10 protein-coding genes are annotated in these 11131 nt (G+C 59.8%); 4 read left to right on the top strand and 6 right to left on the bottom strand.

Annotated elements, in window-relative coordinates; genetic code table 11:
• Nucleotides 1-58 precede the first annotated feature (58 nt).
• Nucleotides 59-1069 (top strand): alpha/beta fold hydrolase, encoded by a 1011-nt coding sequence (locus HHJ19_RS11150; RefSeq protein ID WP_296907234.1) that lies wholly within the window; start codon nt 59-61, stop codon nt 1067-1069.
• 113 nt (nt 1070-1182) lie between these two features.
• On the opposite strand, the gene HHJ19_RS11145 is transcribed toward HHJ19_RS11150, so the two are convergent.
• On the bottom strand, nt 1183-2079 hold the full coding sequence (locus HHJ19_RS11145) for a lipid A biosynthesis acyltransferase (protein ID WP_296907232.1): 897 nt from the start codon (nt 2077-2079) through the stop codon (nt 1183-1185).
• Nucleotides 2076-2939: a lysophospholipid acyltransferase family protein gene (locus tag HHJ19_RS11140; RefSeq protein ID WP_296907230.1), complete on the bottom strand. Its 864-nt coding sequence runs from the start codon at nt 2937-2939 to the stop codon at nt 2076-2078. The genes HHJ19_RS11145 and HHJ19_RS11140 overlap by 4 nt, the downstream gene beginning before the upstream one ends.
• 162 nt (nt 2940-3101) lie before the next feature.
• Here HHJ19_RS11140 and metK point away from each other — a divergent pair, with 162 nt between their 5' ends.
• On the top strand, nt 3102-4286 hold the full coding sequence (metK, locus tag HHJ19_RS11135; RefSeq protein WP_296907228.1) for a methionine adenosyltransferase: 1185 nt from the start codon (nt 3102-3104) through the stop codon (nt 4284-4286).
• Nucleotides 4287-4400: 114 nt separating this feature from the next.
• Here metK and HHJ19_RS11130 read toward each other — a convergent pair whose 3' ends face one another.
• The 4 genes from HHJ19_RS11130 to HHJ19_RS11115 all read right to left on the bottom strand — a co-directional run bounded on the left by HHJ19_RS11130 (nt 4401) and on the right by HHJ19_RS11115 (nt 9383).
• On the bottom strand, nt 4401-4796 hold the full coding sequence (locus tag HHJ19_RS11130) for a DUF2177 family protein (RefSeq protein WP_296907226.1): 396 nt from the start codon (nt 4794-4796) through the stop codon (nt 4401-4403).
• A 15-nt stretch (nt 4797-4811) separates the two neighbouring features.
• Complete coding sequence (locus HHJ19_RS11125; RefSeq protein ID WP_296907223.1) at nt 4812-5036, bottom strand: hypothetical protein; 225 nt, start codon at nt 5034-5036, stop codon at nt 4812-4814.
• A 365-nt stretch (nt 5037-5401) separates the two neighbouring features.
• Nucleotides 5402-6076: a hypothetical protein gene (locus HHJ19_RS11120; RefSeq protein ID WP_296907221.1), complete on the bottom strand. Its 675-nt coding sequence runs from the start codon at nt 6074-6076 to the stop codon at nt 5402-5404.
• Nucleotides 6077-6098: 22 nt separating this feature from the next.
• Nucleotides 6099-9383 (bottom strand): PAS domain-containing sensor histidine kinase, encoded by a 3285-nt coding sequence (locus HHJ19_RS11115; RefSeq protein ID WP_296907218.1) that lies wholly within the window; start codon nt 9381-9383, stop codon nt 6099-6101.
• Between the two features lie 412 nt (nt 9384-9795).
• On the opposite strand from HHJ19_RS11115, the gene HHJ19_RS11110 reads away from it, so the two are divergent.
• Together HHJ19_RS11110 and groEL are read left to right on the top strand one after the other, a co-directional pair.
• Nucleotides 9796-10086, top strand: a complete 291-nt coding sequence (locus HHJ19_RS11110) for a co-chaperone GroES (protein WP_296907215.1) — start codon at nt 9796-9798, stop codon at nt 10084-10086.
• 62 nt (nt 10087-10148) lie between these two features.
• A partial coding sequence (gene groEL / locus HHJ19_RS11105; protein ID WP_296907212.1) for a chaperonin GroEL occupies nt 10149-11131 on the top strand: 983 nt, incomplete at its 3' end.

Below are 11131 nucleotides of genomic sequence, written 5' to 3'. Positions count from 1 at the left end.
AAAAACCTCCTGTGGTCCATTATTTATCGGCTTCAGTAGCTATAGAAAAAGTAGCAAAATGATTACAACCAGTTTGCGCGAACTACCGCACGGCATCACCCTCTCGTGCCGCAGCGCCGGTGCCATAGGCAGGCCTGTCCTGATGTTTCTGCACGGCTTTCCAGAAGCCGCTTTCGTATGGGACGGCATGCTTGAGCATTTCGCGCGCCCCGAAAACGGAGGTTTTCGCTGCATTGCACCCAATCTGCGTGGCTTTGAGCTGTCAAGCGCGCCCCCTGATGCGGCGGCTTATCGGGCCAAACACCTGATGCAGGACATTGCTGCACTGATTGAGCTGGAGTGCCGCGACCAACTTGGTGGCCACGAACGCAGCGCCGGGGCGCCCCAAGCAAGTTCAGCCCACCCGGGAAGTAGCGAACCACACGCCGTGGGCGAACGTGGGGGCCAGCTTGCCTGCCTGATAGCGCACGACTGGGGCGGCGCGGTTGCCTGGAGCCTGGCGGCGGCGCAGCCAGGCCTCATGAGGAAGCTTGTCATCATCAACTCGCCGCACCCCGGCACTTTTCTGCGCGAGCTGAAACACTCTCCGGCGCAGCAGGCCGCCAGCGCCTACATGAATTTCCTGATCCGGCCGGACGCCGAAGCGCTGCTGGCCGAGGATAATTTTCGCCGTCTATGGGAATTTTTTAGCGCCATGGGCGCGGTTGACGGCCCCCATCCGTGGCTGACGGACGCCGTCAGGGCGCAGTACCAGGAGGTCTGGCGCCACGGCCTGACCGGCGCGCTCAACTATTACCGTGCATCACCGCTGCGCCCGCCCAGGCCGGGCGCGCCGCACAACGATCCGGCCGCTGCCGCCGTGACGATTGCGCGCGACAGACTTGAAATTCACGTTCCCACGCTGGTCATCTGGGCAATGGGCGACACCGCCCTGCCGCCGGCCTTGCTCGACGGACTGGCGGACTTCGTTCCGCAGATGCAGCTTCATCGCGTGGAAGGTGCGACCCACTGGATCGTGCATGAACAACCCGCTCTGGTAGCGGATTATCTGCAACAATTTCTTCGTTGAGCGAAATCCGGCGAAACAGCTGATTGCTATTAATAATATAGCAAGTTAAGGCGGAAAATACTGGACCTGGAGCCGAAAAGGCTTAAAACTGGTTTTTTCACAGCCCTGCCCGCTCAATATAGCGAAGGCTCGCCTTCAGGCCTGGTCTTGAAGCGCTTGTGCACCCAGTAATACTGCGCCGGCATGGTGTTGATGTAGTCCTGTAGCCGCGCGTTCATGAGCGCGGTGTCAGCGAGTGCGTCGTCGCTCGGGAAATTTTTCCAGGCGGGCAGCACCTGCACCTCGTAACCTCCAGCGGTCAGGCGCGGCAGCAGGGGCACGACCCGGGCCCGACCCAGCCGGGCAAAGCGGGCCAGCGAAGGCACGGTGGCAGTGGGCACCCCGTAAAAAGGTACGAACACCGACTCATCGGGGCCAAAATCCATGTCGGGCAACAAATACAGCGGCTGCCCTTCACGCAGCGCCGCCACGATGGGTTTCACGCCGTCAATCCGGCCAAACAGGCGCAGGTGGCCAAAACGCCGACGGCCGCGCAATATCCATTGATCCACCAGCTGGTTGGACTGGTCGGTGTAAATCGTCGTAGAAGGCCGCGGCTGCTGCAGGGCTACGGCTGCCCAGGCTGCATCCAGACCGACAAAATGCGGCAAAAAAATCACTGTCGGTTCGCTGCCGGCCAATTCATGCACCGCGCCCGTCAGCGTCACGCGCCGCTGCACCCACGCCTTGGGCGCATGCCACAACCAGGAGCGGTCCAGCCAGGCCTGCGAGAAACAGACAAAGGTTTGCCTGGCCAGCCGGCGCCGCGCGGGGTCGGTCATTGCCGGAAAACACAGCGCAAAATTAGCCAGCACCACATGCCGACGAGACCTAATCAAGGCGTACAGAACCCAGCCCAGCGCCGCGCCCAGGCCGCGCACCCAGGACAGGGGCAAGAATGCCAGCGCCTTCATGAAAAAAATGCCCGCGTGGCTGGCCGCCAAGCCGATCGCCTGGACAGGCGTTTTCAAGCGATGTCCCTGCGCGGCGTCTTGTAGCGCGCATAGCCCCACAAATACTGGCCTGGCTGGCTCAACACGATGGCTTCAATCGCCTGGTTGATCCGGGTGACCAACTTGATCATGTCGGCGCGTAGCGTGTCGGACTTGCCGCGCGCCTCCCTATCCGCCAGTGCAGGCCAGATCTTGAGCAGGTAACCCTGGCCATGAGGCAGGCGTTCGCAACTCACGGGCAACAAAACCGCGCCGCTTTGCAGCGCCAGCCGGGCCGCGAGCGTCATGGTGTAAGCGGGCCGGCCGAAAAACGGCGCCCAGAGGCCCAGCCCCTCCGGCGGCACCTGGTCGGTCAGCATGGCGACCGCCTGATTGGCTTTCAGCGTCTTGTGCATCAGGCGGATGCCGCCCAGGCTGGCCGGCACCACGGTAAGGTTTTGCCGGTCACGCGCCAGGCTTTCCAGCCGGGCCAGCCAGGCTATGCGGGCAGGCCGGTAAATCGCGGTGATGGGCCCGTACAGCTCAGCCAGCGCCTGCGGCCCCAACTCAAAGCTGCCGCAGTGGGGGCCGAAAAAAATAACGCCCTTGCCGCGCGCAAAAGCCTGCTCGGCATGGCCCTGGCCACTCACCTGGACATTGCCCAGGCACGACTGCGAGCGCGGCCGCAGCCAGAGCTTGGGCAACTCGGCGACAAAGCGGCCAGCCTCGGCGATCGCTGGCCGAGCCACCTCAAAGGACACGCCGGCCTGTGCAACATGGGCGCGAAACTGGGCCCGGTAGGCCGGGCTCAAGGCCCAAACCAGCCAACCCAGCGCGCCGCCCAGCGCGTGCAGCATGGCCAGCGGCCAGTGAGAGAAAAAACGGAATAACCAGAGCATGGAAAGGTGTTTGACAATGCGGCTAAAAAATCGGCGTCTTATAATCACGCTTGTCGCCGAGTTACTGAACAACTTGCAGGGCGACATTAAACCAAACTGCTAAAGCGTTCGCCGAAGCATTCCAGCTGGCAACGCGCCAACAAACTTTATGGAGTGTACGCAATGGCGAACGATTTTCTCTTTACTTCCGAATCCGTTTCTGAAGGTCATCCCGACAAGGTGGCTGACCAGATTTCCGATGCGATTCTGGATGCGATTTTCAAACAGGATCCGCGTAGCCGCGTAGCTGCCGAAACGCTGACCAACACCGGCCTGGTCGTGCTCGCCGGCGAGATCACCACCAACGCGCACGTTGACTACATCCAGGTGGCGCGCGACACCATCAAGCGCATCGGCTACGACAACACCGAGTACGGCATTGACTACAAGGGGTGTGCGGTCATGGTCTGCTATGACAAGCAGAGCAATGACATCGCCCAGGGCGTCGATCATGCCAGCGACGACCACCTGAACACCGGCGCGGGCGATCAGGGTCTGATGTTCGGCTATGCCTGCGACGAAACGCCCGAGCTGATGCCGGCGCCGATCTATTACGCGCACCGCCTGGTCGAGCGCCAGGCACAGTTGCGCAAGGACGGCCGCCTGCCTTTCCTGCGTCCTGACGCAAAAAGCCAGGTCACCATGCGTTACGTCGACGGCAAGCCGCACAGTATAGACACCGTGGTGCTCTCCACCCAGCACAGCCCGGACCAGAGCGAGACACCCAAAAAAATGAAAGCTTCATTCATCGAGGCCATCATTGAAGAGATCATCAAGCCCGTGCTGCCTAAGCACATGCTGACAGAAAACACCAAGTATTTGATCAACCCGACTGGCCGTTTTGTCATCGGCGGCCCGCAGGGCGATTGCGGACTGACCGGCCGTAAGATCATTGTCGATACCTACGGTGGCGCCTGTCCGCACGGCGGCGGCGCTTTCAGCGGCAAAGATCCGAGCAAGGTGGACCGCTCGGCAGCCTACGCAGCGCGCTACGTGGCCAAAAACATCGTCGCTGCAGGGCTTGCCCGGCAATGCCAGATCCAGGTGGCCTACGCCATTGGCGTGGCGCGCCCGATGAATGTGACGGTGTACACCGAAGGCACGGGAGTGATGCCGGACGAAAAATTGGCAGCGCTGATCAACGAACATTTCGACCTGCGGCCCAAGGGAATTATCCAGATGCTCGACTTGCTGCGGCCGATTTATGAAAAAACCGCGGCTTACGGACATTTTGGCCGCGACGAGCCAGAATTTACCTGGGAACGCACCGATAAGGCAGCGGCGCTGCGCGCGGCTGCCGGCAGGTAATTAATCAAGGACGGCGGGCGCAAGCCCTGCAATCGTGTCAAAGCCACCTTCAGGTGGCTTTTTTGCTGACAGCGCCGGTTCCGACCCTGTCAACCTCCGGCAAGCAGCGGTAGGCTATTCGAGCGCTTGAAGGCAGAACTTGCCAGCGCCTGCCGACAAACCGCTTACAACGCTGCCCCAGGCAATATCCAGCAAGGTGATGCTGACGGGCCAGTCTTTCAGGGTGGCTAGGTTACTCAGGTCGTAAGTGGCATAGGCAAAAAAACCGAACAAAGCACCCATCGCCACTACCCTGGGCAAGGACGAATTTTCAAACGGGAGCACGGTAAAAATCAGTAGTCCGGCCGGAAACAGCAGGTAGAAAATACCGGCTGCCGCCAAGTTGGGAGAGCTGGCCAGCAAGTGGCCAAGGCCCTGTGCATACCAAGCGGTGGCGATGACACGCAACCAAAGCATGTCGACCAGGAACATGGTCAGGAAAATCGTCAGGTAAACGCCGAGGTATTTCAAGCAATGGCTCCAGAACTAACCACGTGTGTAGGGGGATTTGGCAATAAATCGCAAGCGGTCGGAGGGACCAAGCTCTTCGGGCGGCTCGCCATCAGGCTTGGGTTGGGCAATGGTCTTGTTGGTACCCTCCACGCCAAACGCCTCCCCGGTTTTAGCGGGCTTCACGCGCGGTTTTGGTGCCTTGGCGTGAAATGTTTCCGCATCGGTCCCGATGTGCGGGCGTACTTTTTTTTGAGTCATGTCAAGCTTTTTCAGGACGTTTTCAGCTTACGAACACCCCGGGCGGAGCGCATTCCTGCGTGTCGCCACTAAATCCAACCGGCTGCTCGCAGCTGCCCTCGGACACCCGAAACGGCCAGCGCTGGGAAGCCTTTGTCACGGCCAGCGCTGGAAATTCGCGCGTGGAGAGCGGCAAACTGCTCTTTTGATCCTCTAGGCGCAGACTGGGTTGCAACATCGTTATTCCTTGCTTACTGTATGAATGGAGGCCAAACGTTGTTTCTACTCTAAGGTCGTCCCCCATCCGCGCGTGTCAGCCCACAAGGAAATACCTGTAGGACACTCTCCCGTCAACCAGACGAACCGCGCCAGCCGCGAACGCGACTTCAGGTGAACGGAGCGTCAACGCCGCGAAAGCGCAACTCGATCCGGTTTTCAAAATGCAGCAGGCCAATCTCTTCGATGTCGGCAAGCGCCTGTACATCGTCCCATCCCAGTTGCCGGTAAGCCTGCGGACTGCTGGTCGCAGCGGCCCCTCCGGCTGCGACCAACTCGATAAAGAGCTGCGTTTCGCCGTCCAGCACTCGTGCGCTCAGCACAATGCTGGCCGGGCTCGCGGCCGCATCGGTCAGTGCGATCAGGCTGGCCGTGACTACGCTGCGCAGCGCGCTTCGCCGCACCTGCGTGTCAACCTCTCCGATCTCGTTCACCAGGGTAAAACCCCGGAAGGAAAGCTCGGTGGCCAGCAATTGCAGCGCTTCATCCAGGCCTGAATTCATGGGTACCGGTTCACTTTCCCGCGGTGCCAGCCAGGTCATCAGATTCATGCAGGAGCTGGCCGCTTCACGCGAAAGCGCACTGATGTCGCTGGCATTCTTCCCAAGCTGGGCCAGATCGGGCGTAGCGCCTTGCAGCCGCCTTTCAAGCATCGCGGCAATCATACCGATGGGCTGCAGTGAACCCGCCATGTTGTGACGGATGGCCGGGGCCAGCCGACGCAACAGCGCATACTGCGCCGCCTCGGCAAGGCGCCCTTTGAAAGCGGGAGTAACACTGGACATGACAGGTGCTTTCAATAAAATTTCAGAGGCCCGATGCCTTGCCCAAACGCGCGCTGCCAGCCAGCATTTCGCGTATTTTCGCGGCGAGCTCGTCCATTGCAAACGGTTTGGTGATCATCTCCATGCCGGGCGCCAGGAACTCCGAACGGGAGGCCGCGCTTTGCGTATAACCGGTCATGAACAGGACCGGTAAGCCAGGCCGGTGTTGACGCCCGATTTCGGCAATCTGCCGACCATTCATGCCTGGCAGGCCTACATCGGATATCAATATATCGATATTGCGCGCCGAATGAAGAATGTGAATGGCGCTCGGCCCGTCCACGGCTTCCAGGGTGGTGTAGCCCAGCTCATTGAGCTCATCCAGCACGATCATGCGCACCGCCGCATCGTCCTCCACCACCAGAATTGTTTCGCCCTCTGCCTGAAGACATCTGGCAGGCAACCGCTCCGCCACTTCCTCATGCGCATCGGCGGAGGATTGACGCGGCAGGTACAGGCTGACTTCAGTGCCCTGGCCGAGGTGACTGTGGATGCGCACATGGCCACCTGACTGTTTGGCAAAGCCGTAGATCATCGAAAGTCCCAGGCCGGTGCCCTGCCCTATGGGCTTGGTGGTGAAAAAGGGCTCAAACACCCTGGCCAGCACATCAGGCGACATACCGATGCCGGTGTCAGAAACGGAAATCACGGTGTAGTCCCCAGGCAGCAAGCCCTCGTGGCGACGCGTGTAGCTTTCTTCCAGCGTGGCGTTTGCGGTGCGGATGGTGAGCGTGCCGCCAGCGGGCATGGCATCGCGGGCGTTGACGGCCAGGTTCAGCAGGGCGCTCTCAAGCTGGTTTTCGTCGCTGCGTGCGGGCCATGCGTCTTCGCCCATGGCGACCAGCAGTTCTATGTGTTCGCCCAGCGTGCGGCGCATCAGGTCTTCCATGGACACGACCAGCGCATTGACGTCCACCATCTTGCTGGCCAGCGATTGGCGCCTCGCAAAAGCCAGTAACCGGTGAATCAGGGCCGCCGCCCGGTGCGCCGAGTTGGTGGCCGAGTCCATGAAGTGACCAATGTCGTCGGTGCGCCCGGCTGCCAGCCTACCTCTAATCACGTCGATCGATCCGGAAATGCCTTGCAGCAGGTTATTGAAATCATGCGCAATGCCGCCGGTCAACTGGCCAATCGCTTCCATTTTCTGGCTTTGTCTGAGGCGTTCCTCGACTTCTTTCAATACCAGCGCTGACTCGCGCTCAACGCTGATATCGCGGCCCACCAAATGAACGCGCTCGTCGTCGGGCACGGCAATCCATGCAATGGTTTTGTAGCTGCCGTCCTTGTGGCGGTAACGATTCTCGAACCGCCGCGTGGCGCGCCCCGCCTCGAGCTTTTTTGTGTCCGCCTGGCTGCCTTGCCGGTCGTCCTCGTGCACCAGGCGCAAAAACGCGGTGTCCAGCAGTTCACGCTCCTCCCAGCCCAGCAACTTCTTCCATGCCGGATTGACCGATTTGATGATTCCGTCAAACCCGGTCACCACGATCAGGTCCGTTGCCAGGCGCCACATGCGGTCGCGGTCGCGGGTGCGTTGTTCGACGCGCTGCTCCAGCGTGGCATTGAGCTGCGCCAATTCGGCCTGCGCGGCTTTCAACTCCTCGATGTCGGTATTGGCGCCGAGCCAGCGCGTAATGCCTTCAGACGTGATGGGCAAGGCGCGCGCAAGATGCCAGCGGTAAACGCCGTCGCGCCTTCGCAGGCGGAACTCGGTTTCGTAACGCGTCTTGCGCTGCAGGGAGCGCTGCCACTGCGCACCGACTCTTTGCCGGTCGTCGGGGTGCAGCAAGCTGATCCATCCTTCACCCAGCAATTTTTCTTCAGCCAGGCCGGCATATTCGGAAACTTTATGGTTTACCCAATCGAGTTTGCCCTGCGGCGTGGCTGACCAGACTTGGTTGGGAACGGCTTGCGCCAGTACCCGGAAGCGCGACTCGCTTTCCCGCAAGGTTGCCTCGACGCTTTTGCGATCCGTCACGTCCTGCACCACGCCGCGCATCCAGACCGGTCGTCCGTCCTCATCCCGGACAAATTCGGCACGCCGGGAAATCCAGCGAACCTCGCCGGTGGCTGCCTTCCCGATACGGTATTCGGCATTCAGGGAAGCATCGCCTCTTTGACGGCTTGCCTTGGTCGAAAACGCGTCGCCACCCTGTTTTCGAAAAAGCGACTCCACAGCGCTGGCAGGCAGCGTGCGCGACGGCGGCAAGCCAAACAGCCGGCAAAACTCTGCGGAAACCGTGAGGGTGTCGCTGTCAATTTCCAGCAAAAAAGTGCCAATTCCGCCAGCAGCCTCGGCAAAGCGTAGCTGGTCGTGCGTTTCACGCAAGTCACTTTCCGCTTTTTCTCGCGCCTTCTTGCTCTGCTGGCCAAGCAGGCGTTCACTGGTATCCAGAAAGGTGCAGATTGCCCCTTCCAGCACGCCCAGGCGCCAGATCGGCTCCACGCGGTAGTCGACCGGCAGGGGCGAGCCATCTTTGCGATAGAAAACTTCACCCGTGACAAAGGCAGACTTGCCGGTCTGCGCGGCATGGAAAATGGCGCAGTCGGCGTCGAGGTAGCGTGCGTCATCGACCTTGGGCTGGCAAATCTCGGGGTGAAGCTTGCGGCCCAGCACCTCGTCAGCCGAGTCATAGCCGAGCATTTTCAAGAACGCGGCGTTGCACAGCGTTGTCACGCCGTGCCGATCGACGGCGTAAAAACCCTCCGAGGTCGAATTCAGCAGTAGCCGTGTGAATTCCTGCTCCTTGCGCATCACGGCTTCCTGGCTTGCCAGCGCCAGCGAAGCCAGCACGCGCGGGGTGGTTTCACTCACAATACAGAGCACGCCCGCCACGGCATTGGCCTCATCACGCACGGCAGAACAGGAAATATCGAAATACAGCGATTCCGGTTCACCCCGGCGGTTGATGACGAAGAGTCGATCCCGCGCGGAAAAAGTCTCGCCGGTTGCCCGAACACCAGCCAGCAGCGGTCCCAGCTCGGCCGACAGCCCATTCCAGAAGATACTGGCCGGCTTACCCAATGCCTGCGGATGCTTGATGCCGATCGTGGCTGCATACGCATCGTTGTAAAAAGCAAGGTAGTCCGGACCCCAGAAAAGCGCCAGTTCTGCCTTGGCCGGCAGCATCAGATCGACGATGGTTTTCAGGCTTAGGGGCCATCCCGGTGAAGCGCCCAACGAGGTTTTTTCCCAGTCCATGGCGCGCATCAACTTGGCCACTTCGCCCGGCCAGGCGGGCCACGGTCGGACCAGGCCGCTCAGGCTCACGCCAAGGCCCCAACCATGGCAAGCCTGCTGCAGGCACCGGGCAAGCTTTGAAGCCCAAGGAAACGTGAAAATGGCAGATGAGCCACGTAAAGGAACTTCATGGAGGACCCAAATCCGCAAATAATGACGATGACACAACAACACCAGGGCATCGCATCCGCAAAACCCTCAGACATAACTTGCAACACTTTTGAATAATAGCAGCGCCTTGCGGCCTGCGCGCACTGCCACCACCGCTGCCCGACCACATCAATTAAGCGCCTGCTCTTGAAAACAGGCTTGATTGCCCCTATCATTAGCACTCGATGGTATTGAGTGCTAACAAACGCAGTCAAACCAGCAAGTTGACAGGCACTCGTTTCTGGCGGGTGCTCTAAATTCCCCAACCCATTGTTTCAAACAAGGAGCTCTCATGAAACTTCGTCCTCTGCATGACCGCGTGATCGTCAAACGCGTGGAAAACGAAACCAAAACCGCCTCCGGCATCGTCATTCCTGACAGCGCCGCTGAAAAGCCTGATCAAGGCGAAGTGCTGGCTGTCGGTCCGGGCAAGAAAAACGACAAGGGCGATATCAGCCCAATGGGCGTCAAAGTCGGCGACCGCGTTTTGTTCGGCAAATACAGCGGTCAGACCGTCAAAGTTGACGGCGACGAGTTGCTCGTCATGAAAGAAGAAGATTTGTTTGCAGTTGTCGAGAAGTAAAACTTCCGGCCAGTCGACGGTTATTCGTAATTCATTCGTTTAAATATTTCTAGGAGCCACACATGGCAGCAAAAGACGTAATTTTCGGCGGCGAAGCCCGCGCACGCATGGTAGAGGGTGTCAATATCCTGGCCAACGCCGTCAAGGTAACCTTGGGCCCCAAAGGCCGTAACGTGGTGCTGGAGCGCTCTTTCGGCGCCCCTACCGTGACCAAGGACGGTGTCTCTGTCGCCAAGGAAATCGAACTCAAGGACAAGCTGCAGAACATGGGCGCGCAGATGGTCAAGGAAGTTGCTTCCAAGACCTCCGACATCGCTGGTGACGGCACCACCACCGCTACCGTGCTGGCGCAAGCCATCGTGCACGAAGGCATGAAGTACGTTGCCGCCGGCATGAACCCAATGGATTTGAAGCGCGGTATCGACAAGGCTGTGACGGCACTGGTTGAAGAACTGAAAAAAGCTTCCAAAGCCACCACCACGTCCAAAGAAATCGCCCAGGTCGGCTCGATCTCTGCCAACTCTGACGAAACCATTGGCAAGATCATCGCCGATGCGATGGACAAGGTTGGTAAAGAAGGCGTCATCACGGTTGAAGACGGCAAGTCACTCGAGTCCGAGCTCGACGTGGTTGAAGGTATGCAGTTTGACCGCGGCTACCTGAGCCCGTACTTCATCAACAACCCTGAAAAGCAGTCCGCACTGCTGGACAACCCCTTTGTTCTGCTCTACGACAAGAAGATCAGCAACATCCGTGACCTGCTCCCTACGCTGGAGCAAGTCGCCAAGGCGGGCCGTCCGCTGCTGATCATTGCCGAAGAAGTTGAAGGCGAAGCCCTGGCTACGCTGGTGGTCAACACCCTGCGCGGCATTCTGAAAGTGGTTGCTGTCAAGGCACCAGGCTTCGGCGACCGCCGCAAAGCCATGCTGGAAGACATCGCCTGCCTGACCGGCGGCAAGGTCATCGCTGAAGAAGTTGGCATGTCGCTCGAAAAAGTGACGCTGGCTGACCTCGGCCAGGCCAAGCGCATCGAAGTGGGCAAGGA

Origin of the sequence: Polaromonas sp. (genome assembly GCF_012927415.1) — a bacterium.
GTDB lineage: Bacteria > Pseudomonadota > Gammaproteobacteria > Burkholderiales > Burkholderiaceae_C > Polaromonas.
The sequence above is the reverse complement of the archived record's forward strand: the minus strand, read 5'-3'. Positions and strand labels throughout refer to the sequence as shown.